The 20721-nt window shown below is 51.7% G+C and carries 22 protein-coding genes and 2 tRNA genes; 10 read left to right on the forward strand and 14 right to left on the reverse strand.

What is annotated here, in order from left to right:
* Window positions 1-1000: 1000 nt before the first annotated feature.
* The 3 genes from glsB to trmB are packed head-to-tail and all read right to left on the reverse strand — an operon-like array spanning window position 1001 to window position 2977.
* A complete protein-coding gene (glsB, locus tag WKR14_RS15100; protein ID WP_221061024.1) occupies window positions 1001-1915 on the reverse strand; it encodes a glutaminase B in 915 nt (304 codons plus the stop codon).
* Window positions 1915-2238 (reverse strand): YggL family protein, encoded by a 324-nt coding sequence (locus WKR14_RS15105; RefSeq protein ID WP_025009472.1) that lies wholly within the window; start codon window positions 2236-2238, stop codon window positions 1915-1917. Before WKR14_RS15105 ends, glsB begins: the two co-directional genes overlap by 1 nt.
* Window positions 2239-2260: 22 nt before the next feature.
* Window positions 2261-2977: a tRNA (guanosine(46)-N7)-methyltransferase TrmB gene (gene trmB / locus WKR14_RS15110; RefSeq protein WP_221060754.1), complete on the reverse strand. Its 717-nt coding sequence runs from the start codon at window positions 2975-2977 to the stop codon at window positions 2261-2263.
* 169 nt (window positions 2978-3146) lie between these two features.
* Here trmB and mutY point away from each other — a divergent pair, with 169 nt between their 5' ends.
* The 4 genes from mutY to WKR14_RS15130 all read left to right on the forward strand — a co-directional run bounded on the left by mutY (window position 3147) and on the right by WKR14_RS15130 (window position 7123).
* A complete protein-coding gene (mutY, locus tag WKR14_RS15115; protein ID WP_339086722.1) occupies window positions 3147-4253 on the forward strand; it encodes an A/G-specific adenine glycosylase in 1107 nt (368 codons plus the stop codon).
* 2 nt (window positions 4254-4255) lie between these two features.
* On the forward strand, window positions 4256-4534 hold the full coding sequence (locus tag WKR14_RS15120; RefSeq protein ID WP_039034915.1) for an oxidative damage protection protein: 279 nt from the start codon (window positions 4256-4258) through the stop codon (window positions 4532-4534).
* Window positions 4535-5073: 539 nt separating this feature from the next.
* The gene (locus tag WKR14_RS15125; RefSeq protein ID WP_101057025.1) at window positions 5074-6138 is read left to right on the forward strand and encodes an HlyD family secretion protein; all 1065 of its coding nucleotides are present in this window, start codon (window positions 5074-5076) and stop codon (window positions 6136-6138) included.
* Window positions 6128-7123, forward strand: coding sequence for a DUF2955 domain-containing protein (locus tag WKR14_RS15130; protein WP_248952465.1), 996 nt, complete (start codon window positions 6128-6130; stop codon window positions 7121-7123). The genes WKR14_RS15125 and WKR14_RS15130 overlap by 11 nt, the downstream gene beginning before the upstream one ends.
* An 88-nt stretch (window positions 7124-7211) precedes the next feature.
* Here WKR14_RS15130 and WKR14_RS15135 read toward each other — a convergent pair whose 3' ends face one another.
* From WKR14_RS15135 to WKR14_RS15150, 4 genes are all read right to left on the reverse strand, one after another.
* Window positions 7212-8402 carry a multidrug effflux MFS transporter gene (locus WKR14_RS15135; protein WP_339086725.1) on the reverse strand — a complete coding sequence of 397 codons (1191 nt, stop codon included), beginning with the start codon at window positions 8400-8402 and terminating at the stop codon, window positions 7212-7214.
* Window positions 8403-8575: 173 nt separating this feature from the next.
* A complete protein-coding gene (locus tag WKR14_RS15140) occupies window positions 8576-8908 on the reverse strand; it encodes a thioredoxin family protein (protein WP_208144665.1) in 333 nt (110 codons plus the stop codon).
* A 164-nt stretch (window positions 8909-9072) separates the two neighbouring features.
* A complete protein-coding gene (locus tag WKR14_RS15145) occupies window positions 9073-9648 on the reverse strand; it encodes a YceI family protein (RefSeq protein WP_101057017.1) in 576 nt (191 codons plus the stop codon).
* 4 nt (window positions 9649-9652) lie between these two features.
* Window positions 9653-10201: a cytochrome b gene (locus tag WKR14_RS15150; RefSeq protein ID WP_165565443.1), complete on the reverse strand. Its 549-nt coding sequence runs from the start codon at window positions 10199-10201 to the stop codon at window positions 9653-9655.
* A gap of 376 nt (window positions 10202-10577) precedes the next feature.
* Here WKR14_RS15150 and WKR14_RS15155 point away from each other — a divergent pair.
* Window positions 10578-10653 (forward strand) — tRNA-Phe (locus WKR14_RS15155).
* Between the two features lie 7 nt (window positions 10654-10660).
* Window positions 10661-10736 (forward strand) — tRNA-Thr (locus WKR14_RS15160).
* A gap of 275 nt (window positions 10737-11011) precedes the next feature.
* Here the strand turns inward: WKR14_RS15160 and WKR14_RS15165 are convergent.
* Both WKR14_RS15165 and WKR14_RS15170 read right to left on the reverse strand, forming a co-directional pair.
* A complete protein-coding gene (locus WKR14_RS15165; protein ID WP_339086729.1) occupies window positions 11012-12142 on the reverse strand; it encodes a general secretion pathway protein GspB in 1131 nt (376 codons plus the stop codon).
* Complete coding sequence (locus tag WKR14_RS15170; RefSeq protein WP_339086731.1) at window positions 12142-13797, reverse strand: ExeA family protein; 1656 nt, start codon at window positions 13795-13797, stop codon at window positions 12142-12144. The genes WKR14_RS15165 and WKR14_RS15170 overlap by 1 nt, the downstream gene beginning before the upstream one ends.
* A gap of 166 nt (window positions 13798-13963) precedes the next feature.
* On the opposite strand from WKR14_RS15170, the gene WKR14_RS15175 reads away from it, so the two are divergent.
* Window positions 13964-15205, forward strand: a complete 1242-nt coding sequence (locus tag WKR14_RS15175; protein ID WP_339086733.1) for a multifunctional CCA addition/repair protein — start codon at window positions 13964-13966, stop codon at window positions 15203-15205.
* Between the two features lie 227 nt (window positions 15206-15432).
* Window positions 15433-15699, forward strand: a complete 267-nt coding sequence (locus WKR14_RS15180) for an Lpp/OprI family alanine-zipper lipoprotein (protein WP_025010519.1) — start codon at window positions 15433-15435, stop codon at window positions 15697-15699.
* 133 nt (window positions 15700-15832) lie between these two features.
* Here WKR14_RS15180 and WKR14_RS15185 read toward each other — a convergent pair whose 3' ends face one another.
* From WKR14_RS15185 to folB, 4 genes are read right to left on the reverse strand one after another with little or no spacing between them, the layout of a single operon-like run.
* Complete coding sequence (locus WKR14_RS15185) at window positions 15833-16642, reverse strand: putative RNA methyltransferase (protein ID WP_101057007.1); 810 nt, start codon at window positions 16640-16642, stop codon at window positions 15833-15835.
* 8 nt (window positions 16643-16650) lie between these two features.
* Window positions 16651-17451 (reverse strand): undecaprenyl-diphosphate phosphatase, encoded by an 801-nt coding sequence (locus tag WKR14_RS15190; RefSeq protein WP_101057005.1) that lies wholly within the window; start codon window positions 17449-17451, stop codon window positions 16651-16653.
* Window positions 17452-17468: 17 nt separating this feature from the next.
* Entirely contained in the window at window positions 17469-17966 is a 498-nt protein-coding gene (gene folK, locus WKR14_RS15195; RefSeq protein ID WP_101057003.1) for a 2-amino-4-hydroxy-6-hydroxymethyldihydropteridine diphosphokinase, read from the reverse strand.
* 7 nt (window positions 17967-17973) lie between these two features.
* A complete protein-coding gene (folB, locus tag WKR14_RS15200; RefSeq protein ID WP_101057001.1) occupies window positions 17974-18324 on the reverse strand; it encodes a dihydroneopterin aldolase in 351 nt (116 codons plus the stop codon).
* 273 nt (window positions 18325-18597) lie between these two features.
* Between folB and plsY the strand changes: the two genes are divergently transcribed.
* Window positions 18598-19194 carry a glycerol-3-phosphate 1-O-acyltransferase PlsY gene (gene plsY / locus WKR14_RS15205; RefSeq protein WP_373296862.1) on the forward strand — a complete coding sequence of 199 codons (597 nt, stop codon included), beginning with the start codon at window positions 18598-18600 and terminating at the stop codon, window positions 19192-19194.
* 98 nt (window positions 19195-19292) lie between these two features.
* Here the strand turns inward: plsY and tsaD are convergent, their stop codons facing one another.
* Entirely contained in the window at window positions 19293-20309 is a 1017-nt protein-coding gene (gene tsaD / locus WKR14_RS15210) for a tRNA (adenosine(37)-N6)-threonylcarbamoyltransferase complex transferase subunit TsaD (protein WP_101056997.1), read from the reverse strand.
* Window positions 20310-20505: 196 nt separating this feature from the next.
* On the opposite strand from tsaD, the gene rpsU reads away from it, so the two are divergent.
* Window positions 20506-20721 carry a 30S ribosomal protein S21 gene (gene rpsU, locus WKR14_RS15215; RefSeq protein ID WP_006080725.1) on the forward strand — a complete coding sequence of 72 codons (216 nt, stop codon included), beginning with the start codon at window positions 20506-20508 and terminating at the stop codon, window positions 20719-20721.

The raw sequence follows: 20721 nt of genomic DNA on the forward strand, positions 1-20721 counted from the left end.
GCAATTCTGTGAGAGTTAACTTGTTTGAAGCGACCTATATGCCCGCAGACATACACCTCATTTTCAGGCACAGGCGGAACTGTGACCTTCCGAGCCAGGGATGGCGAGGCAGAGCTTACAGGGATGTACTCGCAGCGAGTCACAGGATCGCCTGTGCATAAGCCTGCGGCAGGCAATGAGCAACATCCGTTGCCGGAAGCTTGGGCAATACTAGCTTAGATACTTTTAGCTGGAAGCTATGCTAGCCGCTGTGCCAGCAGCCTAAAGTCGTGGAGCTTCGCCCCACACCCGACCAAGAAGGGATCAACAGCAATCCCCTCTTGGATCTCCCTTGCCGCCCCACACGGTGTCGAAAGCCCCTCGGCCTAATGGCGCAAATAACTATCGCTTCAGACGCTCAGAGTCACATCCATGTGACTCTGGCCCAGCTCAACATCCTGTTTCGCGCTCGTTAGCTCGTCGCTAGGCGACACTCGCCCCTGATTCAACTGAGCTGCGTCAGCATCTGCCGGACAGGAGTCCCAATGCCGTGAAGGGCTGGACGCCCGTGAACGGCCATGCCTCGCTACGCGATTGTCATCAACGCCCTGCGGCCGCTTCGAGCGGGAGTTGGTGCAATTCTGCAATCATAGCGTTGCTTGAAATTGCTTATATACCCACTAACATACGCCTATTTCCCTGGCACAGGCGGAACTGTGACCGTCGAAAACAGAGCCGAATTTTGTTCCCGACAAATTCGGCATTTCCTACGTCCCTGTAGGTCAGATGTTTTCGTCGAGGCTACCACCGCATTTGTTCCAGACAAATGTCGGCATACACTCCATCCATGGAGATAAGGGACGTATTAACGCCGAGTCACAGGATCGCCTGTGCATAAGCCTGCGGCAGGCAATGAGAAACATCCGTCGCCGGAAACCCGGCAAGCGCCTAATGTGCGACTTTAGGCTGAAAGCTATGGTATGGCGTAAAAAACAAAGGCAGCGGAATGCTGCCTTTGGGATCAGAAGATTGAGCGGCCAACGGCCAGCCTGAGTTGCTCCAGCGCTGCCGTACCGGCGAGTGAGTTGCCGCTGCGGTCAAGCTCAGGCGACCAGACACAGATGGACATGTCACCGGGGATCACAGCGATGATGCCACCACCGACTCCACTCTTGCCCGGCATACCGACCCGGTAGGCAAACTCACCGGCGCCATCATAAAGCCCGGATGTAGCCAGGAGCGCATTGAGTCTGCGGCTCTGCAGCGGTGATATCAGCGCTTTGCCATCCAATGCCTTACCGCCTTGGACCAGATACATCATGGCCCGGGAAAGATCGGCGCAGCTCATTTTCAAGGCGCAGTAATGGAAATAGCTTCGCAGCACAGTATCCACATCATTGTTGAAGTTACCGAAGGACTTCATCAGATAGGCAATGGCTGCATTGCGGGCACTGTGCTGATACTCGGAATCGGCCACCACCTTGTCGTAGCAGATATGCGGATTACCCGCCAAACGGCGAACCACTTCCAGCATTCTGTGCTTGGGCGCTCCGAGGCGGCTCTGCAGCAAGTCGGCTATGACCAGCGCACCTGCATTGATAAAGGGATTACGGGGAATGCCGCGCTCCAACTCCACCTGCACCAGAGAATTAAATGAGTGACCCGACGGCTCTTTGCCTACCCGGCTCCAGATTTCGCCTTCTTCATAGAGTGTCAGCGCCAGTGTCAGGCTGAACACTTTGGAAATACTTTGAATGGAAAAAGGCTCTAAATAATCCCCTGCCCCCACTGTGGTGCCGTCGGCCATGGTGACGGCAATCCCCAGCTTGTTGGCATTGACCTGGGCAAGGGCCGGAATATAATCCGCCACCTTACCCTGGCCAATCAGAGGGCGAACCCTGTCGAGCACCTGCTCAAGCAAGGCCTCGTCCGGGATTAACTCCACCAAATGTCGTACAGCTCAGTAACTTCCAACTCGCTGATTGGCTGAGCTTCCCAGAATGCCTTGACTGCGCTTCTGTCATCTTCGGTGCACTTGCCAATTCTTTGGGTGGCAATAATGCCTTCCCACTCTCTGTGGCCACCACCGTGGAAGCCCAAGCCTCTAGGTTCTATGACTTCATCAATAAAACGGTCGACCAGGGGATCTATCTGTTCCTCCGACACAGAGTCGGCAAAACGCCAACTAACGTCAAATCCCAACTCCTGGAATTCATCAACACGCAACTTCTTGCGCAAACGACGACTGCGAATAGCCATACTGCTTCTCCCTCTGGTGTAATTACTCTGTACGTTCGAACATCAGATCCCAAACACCGTGACCCAGGCGCTGGCCGCGGGCCTCGAACTTGGTCAACGGACGATAATCCGGGCGTGGCACTACAGTGCCATCGCTGGAAAGGTTACGATAGCCGGGGGCGGCATTCATCACTTCCAGCATATGCTCGCTGTAGTTTTCCCAATCGGTAGCCATGTGGAACACACCGCCAATTTTCAGTTTACGGCGCACCAACTCGGCAAAGGCCGGCTGCACTATGCGGCGCTTGTGGTGGCGTTTTTTGTGCCATGGGTCGGGGAAAAACAGCTGCAGCCGCGCCAGAGAATTATCAGCAATGGTGTGCTCCAGCACTTCCATGGCATCGTGATGGAATACTCTCAGGTTGGTGACTCCGGCTTCGCCGGCATCGGCAAGACAGGCGCCCACACCGGGCTTGTGCACTTCGATACCGATAAAGTTAAGCTCGGGGGCTTCCTTGGCCATGGTCACCAGTGAGGCACCCATACCAAAACCTATCTCCAGCACTGTGTCTGCCTCACGGGCAAAAACGGCGTTCAAATCCAGAGGCTCGGGGGAATAATCCAGCCCCATGCTGCCCCAATGCGCTTCTATGGCCTGGGCCTGGCCCTTGGTGAGGCGACCCTCACGCAGCACAAAGCTTCTTACTTTGCGCAGATACTTGCCTTCTTCGTTAAACTCGGCCGTTGTGACTTCGCTCATTTTTGCCCCTAGAGAGGTGTGAAAAAGAAGGGCATTATCCAAAGTTCACCATACAGTGCAAGCCCTGATGCTGAAAAAGTATACCAACAATCCACAAGAACGAAATAAGTCAATCATTTGGGGGATCAATCTCCTTGTTTCGCCCCTTGGCTACGGCTACACTGCGCCGATGAACAAAACAGCCTCTTTCGCAGAACGTATCGTTAAATGGTACGACTTGAATGGTCGCAAGACTCTGCCATGGCAACAGCAAAAGACCCCATACAAAGTATGGATTTCTGAAATCATGTTGCAGCAGACCCAGGTCGCGACTGTTATCCCCTACTTCCAAAAATTCATTGCCCGTTTCCCCGATGTCGTCAGCCTGGCCAATGCCGACACGGACGAAGTGCTGCATCTGTGGACAGGTCTGGGCTATTACGCCCGTGCCCGTAACCTGCACAAGGCCGCCATCAAGGTGCGTGATGAGTTTAACGGCGAGTTTCCAACCGACTTCGACTCGGTACTGGCACTGCCGGGCATTGGCCGCTCAACCGCAGGTGCGGTACTGTCGCTGTCTTTGGGGCAACACCACCCCATATTGGATGGCAACGTCAAACGGGTACTGGCACGCCACGGCGCCATAGAAGGTTGGCCCGGGCAAAAGGATGTGGAAAACCAACTCTGGCAGCTGACTGAAGCACTCACGCCCAAAGCCGAGATCCAAAAATACAACCAGGCGATGATGGACATAGGTGCCACCATTTGCACCCGCTCCCGCCCCGCCTGTGACCAGTGCCCGGTCGCCCGCGACTGCAAGGCGCAGCTTATGGGGCGCCAGGGCGAATTCCCCGGCAAGAAACCGAAGAAGGCGATTCCGGCCAAAGAAGCCTGGCTACTGGTGCTGGAACACAATGGCGAGATCATGCTGCAGCAAAGGCCACCCGCCGGGATCTGGGGTGGCCTCTGGTGTTTCCCCGAGTTCAACAACAGACAAAACCTGCTGCAAGCAGCCAAAGCCTTGGGGCTTGCAGAGCACAGCATCACAGAGCTACCCGGTTTTCGTCACACCTTCAGCCACTTTCACCTGGACGCCCAGCCTATGCTGCTGCGGCTAAAGAGCAAAGTAGCCACAGACACGCTGCTGGACCAAGGTCACAGCGCCCAGAGTAAAGACAGGGTAATGGAACCCAAACCCTGTCTCTGGTATAACTTAAACCAACCTTCCCGGGTGGGACTGGCCGCTGCAACAGAGCGGGTATTGGCCAGCCTGGAACCGAGTCTGACCAAGGAGTAAACATGGCACGCACAGTTAACTGCGTCTATCTCAAGAAAGAAGCCGATGGCCTGGATTTCCAACTGTATCCCGGCGAACTCGGCAAGCGCATTTTCGACAATATCAGCAAAGAAGCCTGGGGACTGTGGCAGAAAAAACAGACCATGCTGATCAACGAAAAGAAACTGAACATGATGAATGTCGATGATCGCAAACTGCTGGAAGAGCAGATGGTCGCCTTCCTGTTCGAAGGTCAGGAAGTACAGATTGAAGGCTATGTGCCACCGGCAGAAGATGAATAAGCCGCTGTAACTATAGCGAGCGAAATGAGACAAGGCCCTTATGGGCCTTTATCACTCCTGTTAACCAGTTTTAAGAATCAATTCTCGTTGTTCACTAATCCAACCAACCAAAATGCAAAGTTAGGTTTTATTGACCACTAATATTTCTCAGAGCTAAAAGAACAGACTCAAGACGAGCCGATAAGTTACTCCTGCCAACAAAATTATCAACGTACTTACGCTAAGTACTTACACTGATAGTCTTACCAGCATAGCCGCACAATATGCAGCCAATAGAATGGTACTTTGCTACGTTATAGTCTTTTCCCCCAACAGACCTTATATATCGTCCGTAAAGTCCCATTGCTGTACCAGTGTGTTTAACAAGCTATCTGAGGCTTCCTCAAGTCACTCCAACACGCTGTAATCAGAAAAACTTATCCAAATGAGTACTCAATCAAACTATCGTCCCCCAAAAAACTATCAAACATTTATTAACAAACATATAATTTCAGACACAAATGCCACGTGCTATAGCAGATCGTCAAGAGAGTTACCCTATGTCCCAAGCAGAGTCCTCCTCCAGAAAGTTGAGTTTTTTCATCATTGGCCTCGTCTTTTTCATTTGGCTCTATAGCTTGTGGGCTGATCGTGTAACCCCAATGACAGGGATGGCCAGAATCCACTCTTATCTGGTTAGAGTCGCTCCCGAAGTTTCAGGCAACATTACCGAGGTCAAGGTCAGAAATAACCAGGTGGTGGAACCCGGCCAGACTTTATTTGAAATTGATTCCAGAGATTACCAAATCAACTTGCGCACGGCTCAAGCCAACCTGGCTATTGCTGGGCAAAATATCGGCGCCAGTACTGCAGCCGTTGAAGTCGCGCAAGCCAAAGTGATTGAGTCATTGGCGGCGCGCGATAATACCAGAGAGCAAGCGGCGCGAATCACTGAATTGGCAGCAAAAGGCGTATTGAGTAAAGCTGAGCTGGATAATGCGATTGAAGCCAGGGATCGAGCCCAAGCCGCCTTAAATGCAGCAGAAGCCTCTCTGGTACAAGCAAAACAAAACCTTGGTCCTGAAGGGCAAGACAACCCGCAAATCCTCGCCGCAATAGCCAGCCTGGAAAAAGCACAGTTAGACTTACAACGCACTAAAGTCATTGCCCCTTCCAAAGGTATTGTGACCAACCTACAGCTCACTGTTGGGCAAAAAGCCAGTGTAGGCTCTCCGCTACTTACTTTTATCGACCCAAGAGGTGTCTGGATATCAGCGCTGGTAAGAGAAAATTCTCTGGAGCATATCCGTGTCAATCAAAAAGTAAAAATTGTCATGGACGCTTTACCGGGTCGAGTGCTCGAAGGAAGAGTCGAAAGCATAGGCTGGGGCACGGGAGGGAGTAATGAAACGGATCAGGCTACCGGCTTTTTAGTCGCAAACAATAACTCCCTAAATGCGCAACGGTATCCGGTTAACATTATCTTTGAGAACGGTAATGTGCCCGGTAATGTTCGTTATGGTTCTAAAGCAACGGTTGCATTCTTAACCGAGCAAAGTAGCTTTGGTGATTGGTTGGCGTCCATCTGGATGAACATTCTGAGCGTTTTGACTTATGTTTCATAGTGCAGCAAATTCAGTCATCAGGCTGGTTTTCACGCCAGTGCTGCTCCTGTTCTATCTCATATATTCAGGCGCCGCCATACCTGTTATCGCCCCTGTATTTGTAGTGATATTGTTTACCCTGATGCCATCCAGGCCACAGCTTAAGGTGCTATTAAAGCTACTGGTAGTACTCCTGCTTATCAGTTTTGGCATAGTAACACTGGGAAATCTGTTGATAGGTACGCCCACTGGATTTTTACTGTTTACTTGGTCACTGATGTTTCTGAGCTATTACCGTGGCCATCAAGATCCCAAAGATATTATTGCCAATTTAACTTTAGTTATCGTCATTTTCATGGTGGTAATGAAGCAACAGATGTCCATACCATTAAGCGCCTTACCATGGACATTGTTCGAAAGCTTTATCATTGCGGTGTTGGCAACCTACCTTGGTTTTTGGTTATTTCCTGGTGACGAGACAAATATCCCGCCCGATGAAACCAGCATTGAAGGTGCTGATAAAAACATGGGGAAAATCGTCTTTAAAGCAACCGCTACAAGCATTGTGCTTTATGCATTAATCTGGGCTGGCAGCTCACAAGCCTTGTTGATAGCCATAACTTTTGGCAGCATGATAAAATCGCCTATTACCAAAGACAGCCACACGTTTGGCTACCATAGACTTATCACAACTTCTGTCGGGATACTATTTACCATACCATGCATGCTGTTAACCTCTGTGAATGCACCGACTTTCGTGATCATAGGGGTAACTATTTTTTCAGGATTACAATTAGCCTGTTTCGCAATACGCCGTAAAACCCACCTGACTATCTACCAGTTACTGTTTACCAACTTTATCGTATTGACTTATCAAATAGTCAATAATCCAAGTGTATTATCGCTCTCTTCTCAAATGGTTAGACTGGCATCCATTATTGCCGCAATCTCAATTGGGGTTCTGACCATAAACTTGCTCAAGAGTGAGCCGAAAAACACCCATTAACCACAATAGCCTCCTCAAAGAAGTGCCCGATCAGCAGCGAAAGCCACACCTGAACAAGCTCAAGTGTGGCCGGCAAGCTTATAAGAAGCTATTTACTCTGCCGCCGCCCCTGCAGGATAAAGCCCGCAGCCAACAGGGAAGAGATAAAGATATACACGGCTATGGTGGCCGAGGTTCCGGGCGGGATCAGCTTTATCAGCACACTGACCATAAGGCTTAAGTACAGGCTTTCCAGCGCATAATAAAGCGCCGTTGCCAAACCCGCCGAAGCGGAGAAGGCGTGCAGCGCGCCGTTGGCCGAGACAGCACAAGTTAAGGCAATATTGACTCCAATCAGGTACATGGGAAGCATAAAGCCCAGCAGGGTAACGCCAAAGAGCCACTCGCACAGATAGAGGATAAGCCCACTGACAAATAGCCCCGCCAGCCCCCGAAACACTGTGCCGCTGATTCCCCAACGCCTAACCAAAGGCTTGACGAACCTGGTGGTCAGTATCATCACAATCGCCACCGAGCCGAACCAGAGGCTGAACTCGACTTTACTCAGGCTCAAGGTATCCATCAGCACCGAGGGCGAGGTGGAAAAGTAGGCGAAGAAGGTTCCCATTGCCGTTGCATAAGCCAAGGTATAACCGATAAAAGTCTTGGACCCCAGGATGGTGAACAAGCTATTGAAACGAAACGGCTGGGTTTTGGCCGGCCGGGTTTCTGGCCATTTAAACACTGTGTGCACGGCAACCACGGCAGCGAATATTCCCAGGAAGTAAAATATGCCCTGCCAATGCCACTGCTTTTCTATCAAGGCGCCCAGAAACGGAGCCACTGCCGGGACACAAGCCAACACTGAACCCATGATGGCATAAACGACTACGCCTTCTTCCCTTTCGGCAAATACATCTCTGACCGTGGCAAACGCCGCAACCAATAGTGCAGACGCGCTCAGCGACTGTAACAATCTCAGTCCCAGGAAGTAATCAAAGTTCGGACTTAAGGGAATAGCCAGGCTGGACAATGAGTACAAGACAGCGCCAATAACGACTATCGGCCTTCTGCCAAACTTGTCCGAGAGGGGACCAAACAGCAATTGCCCAAGGCCTAGGAGTGCCATATACATGGTCAGCGTCAGCTGAACCTGCTCCCTTCCTACCTTGAAACTTGTGCCGATGTCATTCACTGCCGGAAGGTATAAGTCCATCCCCAGTGAAGCAAGCAGATCGAAAGGTACCAGAAGTACCAAAGAGTATAAGAATGAGTAATTCCAGATATTGTTTCTATTCATTTTTGCGTCCAATTATTGCTAAGAATCTATTCAAGCGATAATTGGACTGCCTTCACTGCTCTCTTCATAATCTAACCTCAATCCCAGGCGCAGCTGCGACTTGCGTTGAAACTATATTTAATAACTTAATCAAACAAGCATCGAATACTGACACATCATTGTTTGGGCTAAAACTACTCAAAACTGAGCCGATAGGGCCTGTCGATTGCCTCTCGCAGATCCGCCAGAGAAAATACCCGCTGCAACTCGGCAAACTTTTCGCCGTCAAAATAGACCTGCACCACGGGCAAACTAAAGATACTCATCTGGGCAGACAGCTGCTGGCCAGGGCCCTGACAATCGATATAGGCCGCCTGCAATAGTGGATACTCGTCGGCCAACATGGCGCTTATTCTGGGCTTCAACGCCTGACACACACCGCAATGCTCGCCGCCGAACAGCAGTAATACCGCGGGTTGGCTTTCGAGCAGTTGTTTAAGCTGCTCAAGGGTTTCGATATTCAACATGGTTTCAGCTCACAACTCACCGGTAGCCCAAGTACCCGGGCTCTATTGTTTATATTGGCGCTCATTGTGCCATATCGGCGCTGGCTTTCGGTGACTTTCGCAGCCAGTTTACAGGCCAAAAAGAAAAAGGCGCCGACGGCGCCTTCTGTAAAAACTATTGTGGATTACTGCTTAACCCCTTCAACCACCAGATCGAGTTTGACGTGAGTGGAAGCCGGGCCCAGATCGGTAGTAATCTTGTAATCCTTGAGGGCAAACTCGGTAGAGCCGATAAACCCGGCGCGGTAACCACCCCAAGGGTCCTGCCCTTCACCGATAGCCTTGGCATCTATGGTCAGCGGCTTGGTGACCCCATTGAGAGTAAAGTCACCGGTGATCGCCAATTCGCCATTCCCTTTGTCCTCCACCTTGGTGGACCTGAAGCTGGCCTTGGGATACTTGCCGGCATTGATGAAGTCGGCCGAACGCAGGTGCTTGTCCCGCTCGGCATGGTTTGAATCCAGGCTTTGGGTGTTGATGGTCACATTCACCTTGGCATCTGCCGGGTTGGCCTTGTCAAAGCTGAAGCTGCCTTCAAATTCATTGAAACGCCCGACTACAAAGCTGTAGCCAAGATGGTTGACTCTAAAGTTGATAGAGGCATGGGCGCCCTGGGTATCAATCACATAGTCGGCGGCATTCACGGCACAAGGCAATAACAGGGCGCTGCCAAGCAAACCGGCAAACAGGGTCTTTTTCATTTCGCTATCCTCTCTTGAGTTTAATCATCCTGATGAGTGTCTGATCTTTATCGATAAAATGGTGTTTCAGCGCCGCCAAGGCATGCAGCACCACCAGGGTTATCAAGCTATAGGCGGCGTATTTATGTATCGCCCCGGCGATATCGGCCTGATTGTTAAACAGCTCACCGACACCCGGCAGCTCAAACCAGTCAAATACCGCGATACCCCGGCCATCGGCGGTGGAGATCAATATGCCGCTCAACATAATCAGCAGCAGCAACAGGTAGAGTCCCCAATGCGTCAAACGGGCCGCCTTCTGCAGTAAAGGCTTGTCCGGTATCGCCTGTGGCGAGGGGCTCAGCAGTTTCCACAACAATCTGACCAGGGTAAGCGCCAACAGCAAAATGCCGATACTCTTGTGCAGATGCGGCCCCTTCTGATACCAGGCACTGTAATAGGTCAAATCAACCATCCAGTAGCCGAGCCCAAACAGGCCTATCACGGCAATGGCCGATAACCAATGGTTTAAAATGCTGACAAGGCCGTAGCCCTGACGAGTGTTGGCAAGCATTTTCTATCCTTAAGCTAGGTCTTAAGCACATCATATGGAGGCTAAATGAAAACTAAAATCATTAAATATTGGCCATTTCTTTCGAAATTTTAGAAAGTAGGACAAAAGGTGGGCTTAAAGAGCCACAGTGATGCGGGTACCACGGCAGATGGCGGCGAAGATAGTTTGATGCAATAGGCGGCGTGCTGGCTTTTCAAGCGATATCAGTTTGATTTCAGCTCAAAAAGCCCAATTCTGAGCATTAACTGAGCGAACACAGGATTTATGCCGAAAAAGCACTTGCAGGAAAAAATTCAGAACTATATTATACGCGCACTCCGAACGACACGGGCCTTAACTCCCGGTTCGAAGTAGATGACTGACACTCAGTTCAGTTGCCCGAATAGCTCAGTTGGTAGAGCAGCGGATTGAAAATCCGCGTGTCCCTGGTTCGATTCCGGGTTCGGGCACCACAATTTAGCCGGCATAGCTCAGTTGGTAGAGCAACTGACTTGTAATCAGTAGGTCCCGAGTTCGACTCTTGGTGCCGGCACCATGAAACAGCAAAAACGCCACTCACTGAGTGGCGTTTTTGTTTCTGTAACTCTCTACCCGCCCAACTCCTTGTTGCTAATCGTTTATCTTCCCCATGTAGTCGTTATACATAGCTTAGAGCCATAGCTGCACCTGGTATTAAAGACCTGTTCAAACAAACATCATCCAGAGTGCTTGTTTGAACAGGCCCGACGGCGAAGATTAACTCTGGATGCAGAAGCTATCCGCCCTCGTGGCAGTTCGTTATCAAGTTCACCGCCAGTCTAAAAAACCAAGTCAAATAGCCGGTACCCGAAACCTCTGCCCTTGAATTTCCAGCACCACATCTCTTGGACGGATCTCAACAACCTTTAATATTCCTTTGATACTATCGCCCTCCTGCAATTCGGCACCGTCTACATTCAACCAACGCTTGGAAGGCTCAGAAGCGTATACATGGGCACTGATATCAAATTCAGGCACTTGCAGTTGCAGTCCGGCAGGCAAGCCGCCATAGGGAGGCACCTCTTCCTCAGTTTTGGGAATGGGGTCCAATTCAGGAGGCGATACAGGTTTTTCCGCCGAGTGCCGGTGCTCAACATCGGCTAATGCAGCCTGAAACTGAGCCACCAGTTCATCCTGACGGCGACTCTCGGCACTGGATAGCCCCACATCCTCAGCCGCATCATTGACCTGGCGCTTGAGAGATTCAAGCACCTCAAGCCCACGGCGATTGGGGTTAGCTCCCAGGATAATCGGCTCCTCGTCCGTTGCCTGTATCGCTTGCCGCTGATTTGCAAAAGATGAACTGCCAGACTGAACTTGCTCAAACTGCAGCTCTTTGGCCGCTTCGGCCACACTGGCAGCCAGCGTATCATTATTACTAAGCTCAGTATTCGCCAAAGTCTGACTCTGATTAGCGGCAATATTTGCTTCGCGTCTTTGGTTTAGATTTGTGCTACTCACAGCTTGAGCATTTTGAAGCTGTGTGGTCTGCGGCTGTATAGTTTGCAATTGGGTTAGTTGAGATTGAACCACTTGAGCCTGAGGTATAGGTTGAGCCAAAGGCAAGGCAACCTTTCCGGCTAAACGCACCTCAGCAGCCCCCTGTTCAGCCACCTCAGCGGCTTGAGTCGGTTGCTTATATCCTTGAGACTCATCTTGTTGCCTGACTTGTTGCTGCGAGGCTTGCGCCTCAACTGAAGATGTCTCGGGAGCCGGAGTCTTCTTGCTGTTATCCAACATGTGCCATCCCCAGGCCAGGGCTCCTCCTGCCAGCACAGCAACTACCAATACTGCCAGCGGCTTGAAATAGGCTCCGCCGGATGAAGGCTGACGATATTGCGCCCTGGGGGTCAACACAGGATCCAGCTGCTCTCCCATTTCCTGTTGTTTGGCCCGGGTCACAGCATCAAGAAGAATAGACATCAGCTCTCTCCCCCCGCATGCAATCTGGGGCCTTGATGGCTCAGATACAGATTAAGCTGAACCAAAGTCTGGCTACCGGCAATACCGTCCGGCTTCAAACCATGGCGGCGTTGAAACTGTTGCAGCGACTGCTCCAACTCGCTGTCAAAATAGCTCATTAATCTGGCTTGGCGACCATCTACCTGCGCCAGAGTATTTTCCAGCCATTGCACTTGGGCCAAGCCGGCACTGGGGCCTATCGCCTTGAGCGGATCTTTGGGGGCATCCCAGATGATTTCAAAAGTGCCGCTGAAATGACGATTGAACCAATCAATACTGACCCAGAGTTGCTGTTCATTGAGTTGCAGCAGCAACTGTTCACCATCTTTAGTAACCAAAGTGCCATAGAAAGGTTGCTGTTGTTCATCTTCCAGATAGACCACAGCCGGATAGTTGAGCCGTAGTAAGGAGTTGAGATTACCCTGCTGCTGATAACAGGCTAGCCCCTGCTGCTCGGCGGCCTGACAAGCGCTGATGCCTGAATATGGCACCTTGTCCCAAAGCGCAAACAGCGCCGCGAAGGCGGTATCTATATTGCGGCTCTGATCTATGGCCTGCATCAAGATCCGCTGCGCCCGGTTGGCTGCGGCCTTGTCTGCGCCAGCTTGATTGACAGAAAGATTGTTCACAGAAGCTTTATTAGCGGAAACCTGAGTCTGCTTGGCATCTGTCATTGAATAAAGTTGCCGTCCGGACTGATCTTGGGCCACAGCCTGTTCCGGCTGCGCAAAGAAATAGTAACCACCGGCAAAGGCCAAAAGCAGCATGGCGGCGGCAGATGCCGGTAACCAATAATTACGCTGTTTGATTTTCTCTCCCAGTACCTCTTCGGCGGCAGAGGCCACCATTTTTGCATCGATAGGGGTTCGAGACTGACCATAACCCGCCATCAAGGCCCGCTCACACAAGAGGTTGATAAGCCTTGGAATACCGCCACTGAATTTATGCAAGGCCCGAATCGCACCGCGATTGAACAAGGGTTCGCTGCGCCCGGCCACCTGCAACCTGTGCTGCACATAGAAGCCCACCTCCTCTTCGGTGAGCGGCAACAGATGATAACGAGCAGTGATTCGCTGTGCCAGTTGCCGCAACTCCTGGCGCTTGAGCAGTTGCTGCAGCTCGGGCTGACCTATGAGGATCACCTGCAACAATTTACGAGTATCAGTTTCCAGATTGGTAAGCAGGCGCAGTTGTTCAAGCACTTCGGCCCGCAGATGTTGGGCCTCATCGATTATCAATACTGTGTTGCGTCCGGCCTGATGGTTAGCCAGCAAAAAACCACTGATATGGTCGGTCAACTGCTTAAGGGTGGGTGCCTCACCATAAGGAATTTTCAATTCATCACAAAGAGTGGCCAGCAGCTCAAGCTCGGTCAGAGATGGATTGAGGATAAAAGCAGTATCGGTATTTTCCGGTAGTTGCCGCAATAAGCAGCGGGAAACCGTGGTTTTTCCTGTGCCCACTTCGCCCGTCAGCAGCACAAAGCCTCCCGTTTCCCCCAGACCATAGGTCAAATGCGCCAAGGCTTCCCTGTGTCTGTCACTGAGAAACAGGTAACTGGGATTAGGCGCAATTGAAAACGGGTTATCGTTCAGTCCATAAAAGGCCTTGTACATAGGCACTACCATCCTTCTTTGTTAGAGACAGCTCAGTTTAAGGCAAGGTCATAAATTGTAAAACCCCGGCCGCCATATATGTGATGCACAGGAAAATCCCCCACGGCCTGGTCTCATGTTATCCTGAGGCCAATACCAAAGCAGTCATTATAAGGAATTCACAAGCGTGCAGATTTATCTGGTTGGCGGTGCGGTACGCGACAAGCTATTGGGTTTGCCTGTCAAAGACAGGGATCATCTGGTCGTCGGAGCGACTCCGGAGCAGATGGTCTCACTGGGATACCGGCAGGTGGGCAAGGATTTCCCTGTGTTTCTGCACCCCAAAACCCAGGAGGAATATGCCTTGGCAAGAACCGAGCGTAAGACGGGCTTGGGTTACGGCGGCTTCTCCTGCTATGCGGCGCCCGATGTTACCCTGGAAGAGGATCTGTTGCGACGGGACTTAACCATTAATGCCATAGCCCAAAGTGAAGATGGCGAGCTGCATGACCCTTACGATGGCCAAAAGGATATTGCAGCCCGGGTGCTGAGGCATGTTTCTCCTGCCTTTATTGAAGACCCGCTGCGGGTACTCAGAGTAGCCAGATTTGCCGCCCGCTTTGCACCTCAAGGTTTCAGTATCGCCCCGGAAACCCTGGCTCTGATGCAGGAAATTGCCACTGGCCCCGAGCTTAGCGCGCTTACGCCGGAGCGGGTCTGGCAGGAACTGGATAAGGTGCTCGGCTGCGAACAGCCCCAAGTGTTTTTTGAAGTACTGCGCCAGGTTAACGCCTTACAAGCACTGATGCCGGAAATCGATGCCCTGTTCGGCGTACCACAACCGGCCAAGTGGCATCCTGAAATCGATAGCGGCATTCACACACTAATGGTATTGGAGCAAGCCGCAAGACTGACCCAGGACAAAGCGGTGCGCTTTGCCGCGCTGGTACACGATCTCGGTAAGGCTTTGACCCCGGCCGACATCTTGCCCAAACATCACGGTCACGGCCAGAAAGGTCTGGCGCCTATCCGCAATCTGTGTGAGCGGCTGAGAGTGCCTTCCGAGTATCGGGATCTGGCGTTGCTGGTCAGCGATCAGCATCAAAATATTCATAATTTGATGGAGCTCAAGCCGGAAACCATAGTGAAAATCTTCCACAAAGCTGACTTCTGGCGTAAGCCAGAGCGCCTGGAGCAGTTGGCACTGGCCTGTGAGGCCGATGCCAAGGGCCGCACCGGACTTGAACAAACCCCCTACCCTCAGGCGCAGGCATTGAGGCAGTTGTTTGCTGTGGCATCGGCGATAGATGTCAAACCCATAGTGGCAGCAGGGCACAAAGGCCCGGCCATCAGGGAACAACTCGTACGACAGCGGATTGCCGCCGTACGTCAAGAAAAGCAACTGTTACTGAATTCCGCCGTTTCCTGAGAGAAAGGCAAGATATTGACAGTGATAATTTCAGTTATGTTAAAAAAATAGCGAAAAAAACTGGCTATTTTCCCAAAGACTTGGCAATTCAATGAGTATTCGATAAGGTTAAGCGGCCTGTGCGTGAATATTCGTAGCAAAATAAATTGACTATGACATAATTAGGCGGTGTCGGCTGTTTTACAGTCGAGCCATTAAAAATCCAACCTATCTAAAGGGATTTCTTCATGAACAAAAAAGTACTGATGATTGCTGGCGTAGCAATGACTGCTCTGCTGGGCGGCTGTGCCAACACCACTGCTCTGGAAGAAAGCGTTGCTAACCTGGGCAACAAAGTTGATCAATTATCAGCCGAAGTTAGCTCTCTGAAAGCAGAGCAAGGCAAACTGTCTGCTGACGTTAAAGATGCCAAAGCTGCTGCTATGGACGCTCAGTCTGAAGCTAAGCGTGCTAACGACCGCTTGGACAACGTTGCTTCTCGTTACAAGAAGTAATTCAGTCCCGGATCGGCAACACCAAGGTGTTGCCGATTTGATTTATTCTCCAAGCTACAAGCTGTCCCCCGTCAGTACTTACCAGCATTCCCAACCAATCTTCACTTTCCAGCCCGAAACCCCAGGTTCAGACTCAGTTTCGTTTGATCACCAACAAACGGTAATCCAGCTCCAGCCCTTCAATGGCCCGTCCTGCAATCGAGCGCTTCTGCTTTTCACCGGCGCGCCAGGCATAGGGAGTGGTTTCCAGAAGCGTCAACGCCTGTTCACCACTGACATCCAGCGAAAAACTCAAGCTCTCGGTTTCCAGCACAGTCAACTCCGCCGGCAGGCTGATGCTGAACTCCCGCAGCTTAAGGTCAGCACTCAATTGCTCACGCAACTGCCATAAGTGTCTGGGCCCGGGTGCCAACATCACAAGATGTGCCCCCGGCTTCATCACCCTGGGGATCTCCTTGCCCTTGAGCTGTCCATCAAGCAAAGTCACCAGTGAAAACTGCGCGTCTTCAAAGGGTAAGCGTTTGGCAACACTGAGAAATACCTGCGCCTCAGGCATTGCCTTGGCCGCGGCGAAGGCGGCATTTTGCGCATCACTGATTAGCAAGCGTTGCAGCCCATCCGGCAGTTGCAGCATCTGCTGCAAGGCGCCATCTCCAGCGTTGGGGTCAAGCAAGGCATCACAGTTTTCAGCAAGCCTGGCCAGCTTGAGATTGAGCGCCTGATGCAAAGGCGCCATCAACTCAGACTGCAGCAAAAAACGCCGGGCCCGCAGCGCCTGACGCGACAAGGCGTGCACCGCCGCGCTCTTGGGCTTGGCCAGCAACCAATAGCCATCCTCCTGGCGATCGAAGTGATGCTTGTTGGCGCAGTAAAAACCTCTGGATGCCTGATGTTGCCTGAGCTCACTCTGGCAAACCGGGCACTGAAATTGCACTGAATTCATCTAGGGCCTCACAGAAAGATAAAGCCGCACAGGAGTGCGCCGAGCGCCAAACGATAGATCACGAAAGGCAGCATGCCCATCTTGCTGATAATCTTCAAAAACAAGTGAATACAGGTGAAGGCCGCTATAAAAGAAAGCACTACCCCCAAAATCAACGCCTGCCAGTCAATCACATGCCCACCTTCGAGCAGATCTTTGCCCATCAGCAGCGCAGCCCCCAGGATCACTGGAATCGACATCAAAAAAGAGAAACGCGCCGCCGCCTCGCGATTAAGCCCCAGCATCAAGGCCGCCGTCATGGTGATCCCCGAGCGACTGGTGCCGGGAATAAGCGCCAGTGCCTGGGCAAAACCTATCATCAATGCCTTGCGCCAACCTGTTTGATACTCACTAAGCTCAAGCCGCGCCATCTTATCTGACCACCAGAGCAGCAAACCGAATACCACAGTAGTGATAGCGATAACGCCCGGGCCCCGCAGATAAGTTTCAACCAGATCTTTGGCCATAAAACCAAAGATGACTGCAGGTATAGTAGCCAGAATAATCCACCAGGCCAGTTTACTCTCGGCGCTGTGATTACCCTTGAATATGCTGCCAAACCAGGCGTTCAGCATAGCGATGATTTCAGCGCGGAAGTAAAGTACCACAGCGAGCAGTGAACCTATGTGCACCGCCACATCAAAGGCCAGTCCTTGATCTTCCCAGCCAAGTAACTGAGAGGGCAAAATAAGATGCGCCGAGCTGGAAATAGGCAAAAATTCAGTCAGGCCCTGGATCAGGGCAAGGATAATGACCTGTAATGTGTCCATAATTGTCCTTTAAAAAATCAGGCCGACAGGCCCCAATCGAAAGCGATAGGCCAGAGTTTCTGACTGGCCTTGTCATATTCCTGCCACAACTGCTGATAGCTGAGTTGTGCCAGAGGATGCTTGGTTTGCGGTGCCAACTCTGCCAGCGGCCAAAGCACAAAAGCATTGGTCAGGATCTCGGCTCTGGGTAAAACAATGGGCTGCTGACAGACCTTGTCATCGTAGAGCAGCAGATCCAGATCCAAGGTGCGCGGAGCAAATTTCTTTGCTCCCGGGAGCCGACCATGACGCAATTCTATCTGCTTGAAGCAGGCCACCACTTCGGCAATACCGAGCGAGGTATGAGCGCCCACCACCATATTGAGAAAGTTGCTGCCCTTGAATCCCACCGATTCACTCTCGTAAACCGATGACAACAGCAGCTCGCCAAAAGCAGCGTGCAGCTCTTTGATAGCTGCACGTAAATAATGTTCCGGGTCGATATTGCTACCCAGACTGATGTAGATATGTGCCATATTGCCGTTAGATACCACGCTCGATTTCAACACCGACGGCTTTGGCCGAAGGAACGGCGCCGGGCTTCATCACCCGCACCTTGACCCAAGGCACTGCAAACTCACTCATCAGACAGTGGGCTATCATTTCGGCCACGGTTTCAATCAGCTCAATAGGCTTTTCGGTAATCAAGGCAGTAAGGCGCTTGCTGACGGTTTCATAACAGAGCGCCTGGCTGTAATCATCACTGTCTGCGGCGGCTCTGTTATCCCAGGCCATATCCAGATCGATAAGCAGCGTCTGGTGCACCTGCTTTTCCCACTCATAGATCCCAATAACTGTCTCTATCTGTAATTCCCGTATCAGCACTCTGTCCATAAAATCCCCCTTAACAACTGCCGGGCCTGAGGTCAGATAAGCTAACGGCGATAAAACCGCTATAATCCGACGCGTTCCGGAGATATTCACTGTAGCCCCTTTCTACCTGGCCCGATCTTAAGTAGGATAAGGCATTGAAGGACAAGATGAACCCGAGATTTTAACCACCAGCAGGCGGTCAAGATTTTCACCTTGGGTTATCTGGGCAAGGGCTGCATTTTTCAGTGTGCGCGATAATACCTTAAGACGAGTAAGGAAACCAATTTGAGTACCATGGTACTGACCCCAATGATGATTGTGGCCGCTTACTTGCTCGGCTCTATCTCCAGCGCCGTACTGGTATGCCGCCTCAAGGGCCTTCCGGACCCCAGAGGCAAGGGCTCCGGCAACCCGGGCGCGACCAATGTGCTGCGTATCGGTGGCACCTGGGCCGCCGCCATGGTGTTTTTCTTCGATATGCTCAAAGGAGCTCTGCCCGCTTATACCGCTTATCTGATGGGGATAGATGCCGTCTGGCTCGGAGTAATAGCCATTGCCGCCTGCCTGGGGCACATATACCCGATTTTCTTCGGTTTCAAAGGCGGCAAAGGCGTAGCCACAGCGCTCGGTGCCATGGCGCCCATAGGTGAAGGCTTGGCGCTGTGTTTGATGGGCACCTGGTTAGTGGTGGTTTTACTGACCCGCTACTCATCGCTGGCGGCTTTGGTTACCGCCCTGCTGGCACCTTTATATACCTGGTGGCTGGATGACAGATTTACCCTACCTGTGGCGATGCTATCGACTCTGATCATAGTGCGCCACAAGGATAATATTCGCCGCCTGCTCAAAGGAGAGGAGTCCAAAGTATCCCGCTCCAGGCGCACTAAATAGGGCCTGCAAGGTCACGGTTGTGAAGACAATATTAAAAACCCAAAAGGCGCCAGTGGCGCCTTTTGCTTTTCAGGTACATTAAACTATATTGCCGGGTTTCAGGAAACCGCTTCCAACGTATCCAGCGGCCAACGCGGCTGCCCTTTTACCGCCAACGTCTCACGCTCGCCGGCTTTGAGGCGTTGCAAGCCCGCGTAGGCTATCATAGCGCCGTTATCTGTACAGAACTCACCTCTGGGATAGAAAACCTTGCCGCCTCGGCTCTGCATCAACTCGGCCAGTGAACTTCTCAGGCGGGTGTTGGCACTGACACCGCCGGCAATAACCAAGCGCTTAAAGCCGGTTTGCTCCAGTGCGCGGCGGCACTTGATAACCATGGTATCGACCACGGCTTCTTCAAAGGCCCTGGCGATATTGGCACGGGTCTGTTCATCATCCGGTTCGGCGGCTATGGTATTGGCGGCGTAGGTTTTCAACCCTGAGAAACTAAAATCCAACCCCGGTCTGTCCGTCATCGGCCGAGGAAACTTATAACCGGACTTTTCGCCCTTGGCGGCGAGTTTAGCCAGTCTTGGGCCACCAGGATAATCAAGTCCCATCAGTTTGGCGGTCTTGTCGAAGGCTTCACCGGCCGCATCGTCTATGGACTCACCCAGTACTTCGTAGCGACCTATGCCTTCTACCTTCACCAGCATGGAGTGACCTCCGGAAACCAAGAGCGCCACAAAGGGGAACTCAGGTGCATCCTCTTCCAACATGGGCGCCAGCAGATGTCCTTCCATATGATGAACACCTACTGCAGGCTTATTCCAGGCAAATGCCAAGGAGCGACCGACGCAAGCCCCCACCAAAAGCGCGCCAATCAGCCCAGGGCCCTTGGTGTAAGCGATACCGTCGAGATCTTCGATACGGGTATCGGCCTTGGCCAGTGCCTCACGGATCAGCGGTACTATTTTACGTACATGATCCCGTGATGCCAGCTCAGGCACCACGCCACCGTAGTCGGCATGTAACTTGACCTGACTGTAGAGTGCATGGGATAACAGCCCCTGCTCTTCGTCGTAAACCGCTATTCCTGTCTCATCACAGGATGTCTCAATACCTAAAACCCGCATCTATGAAATCTTTCCACCTGAAAAGGGGCGCCAATTCTACCCCTAACCAGGAGATTTCTCCAGTTGTAGGCTAAAGTGAATTTACTTTAGGGACTTTACATTCAGTGCCTGTCGGTTTAAAATTCCGCACCATTTTAAATCCACTTGGGTCAAGTGATTGACTCAATACAAACTTACACCTAAGGGGTGATGGCGTATGCCAATTATTAAAGTACGTGAAAACGAACCATTCGACGTAGCTCTGCGTCGTTTCAAGCGCTCTTGTGAAAAAGCCGGTATCCTGGCCGACGTGCGTGCTCGTGAATTCTACGAGAAGCCAACTACTGCTCGTAAGCGTGCAAAAGCTGCTGCAGTTAAGCGTCTGGCCAAGAAGCTTTCTCGCGAAAACGCACGTCGCGTACGTTTATACTAA

The sequence above is a fragment of the Shewanella chilikensis genome, from assembly GCF_037953065.1.
GTDB lineage: Bacteria > Pseudomonadota > Gammaproteobacteria > Enterobacterales > Shewanellaceae > Shewanella > Shewanella chilikensis.

Bases quoted from the DNA above. Each gene is read 5' to 3' on its own strand.
- WKR14_RS15105 (WP_025009472.1), bottom strand. From the start codon at position 2,238: ATGGCTATTCGCAGTCGTCGTTTGCGCAAGAAGTTGCGTGTTGATGAA.
- trmB (WP_221060754.1), bottom strand. From the start codon at position 2,977: ATGAGCGAAGTCACAACGGCCGAGTTTAACGAAGAAGGCAAGTATCTG.
- mutY (WP_339086722.1), top strand. From the start codon at position 3,147: ATGAACAAAACAGCCTCTTTCGCAGAACGTATCGTTAAATGGTACGAC.
- WKR14_RS15120 (WP_039034915.1), top strand. From the start codon at position 4,256: ATGGCACGCACAGTTAACTGCGTCTATCTCAAGAAAGAAGCCGATGGC.
- WKR14_RS15125 (WP_101057025.1), top strand. From the start codon at position 5,074: ATGTCCCAAGCAGAGTCCTCCTCCAGAAAGTTGAGTTTTTTCATCATT.
- WKR14_RS15130 (WP_248952465.1), top strand. From the start codon at position 6,128: ATGTTTCATAGTGCAGCAAATTCAGTCATCAGGCTGGTTTTCACGCCA.
- WKR14_RS15135 (WP_339086725.1), bottom strand. From the start codon at position 8,402: ATGAATAGAAACAATATCTGGAATTACTCATTCTTATACTCTTTGGTA.
- WKR14_RS15140 (WP_208144665.1), bottom strand. From the start codon at position 8,908: ATGTTGAATATCGAAACCCTTGAGCAGCTTAAACAACTGCTCGAAAGC.
- WKR14_RS15145 (WP_101057017.1), bottom strand. From the start codon at position 9,648: ATGAAAAAGACCCTGTTTGCCGGTTTGCTTGGCAGCGCCCTGTTATTG.
- WKR14_RS15150 (WP_165565443.1), bottom strand. From the start codon at position 10,201: ATGCTTGCCAACACTCGTCAGGGCTACGGCCTTGTCAGCATTTTAAAC.
- WKR14_RS15165 (WP_339086729.1), bottom strand. From the start codon at position 12,142: ATGTCTATTCTTCTTGATGCTGTGACCCGGGCCAAACAACAGGAAATG.
- WKR14_RS15170 (WP_339086731.1), bottom strand. From the start codon at position 13,797: ATGTACAAGGCCTTTTATGGACTGAACGATAACCCGTTTTCAATTGCG.
- WKR14_RS15180 (WP_025010519.1), top strand. From the start codon at position 15,433: ATGAACAAAAAAGTACTGATGATTGCTGGCGTAGCAATGACTGCTCTG.
- WKR14_RS15185 (WP_101057007.1), bottom strand. From the start codon at position 16,642: ATGAATTCAGTGCAATTTCAGTGCCCGGTTTGCCAGAGTGAGCTCAGG.
- WKR14_RS15190 (WP_101057005.1), bottom strand. From the start codon at position 17,451: ATGGACACATTACAGGTCATTATCCTTGCCCTGATCCAGGGCCTGACT.
- folK (WP_101057003.1), bottom strand. From the start codon at position 17,966: ATGGCACATATCTACATCAGTCTGGGTAGCAATATCGACCCGGAACAT.
- folB (WP_101057001.1), bottom strand. From the start codon at position 18,324: ATGGACAGAGTGCTGATACGGGAATTACAGATAGAGACAGTTATTGGG.
- plsY (WP_373296862.1), top strand. From the start codon at position 18,598: ATGGTACTGACCCCAATGATGATTGTGGCCGCTTACTTGCTCGGCTCT.
- tsaD (WP_101056997.1), bottom strand. From the start codon at position 20,309: ATGCGGGTTTTAGGTATTGAGACATCCTGTGATGAGACAGGAATAGCG.
- rpsU (WP_006080725.1), top strand. From the start codon at position 20,506: ATGCCAATTATTAAAGTACGTGAAAACGAACCATTCGACGTAGCTCTG.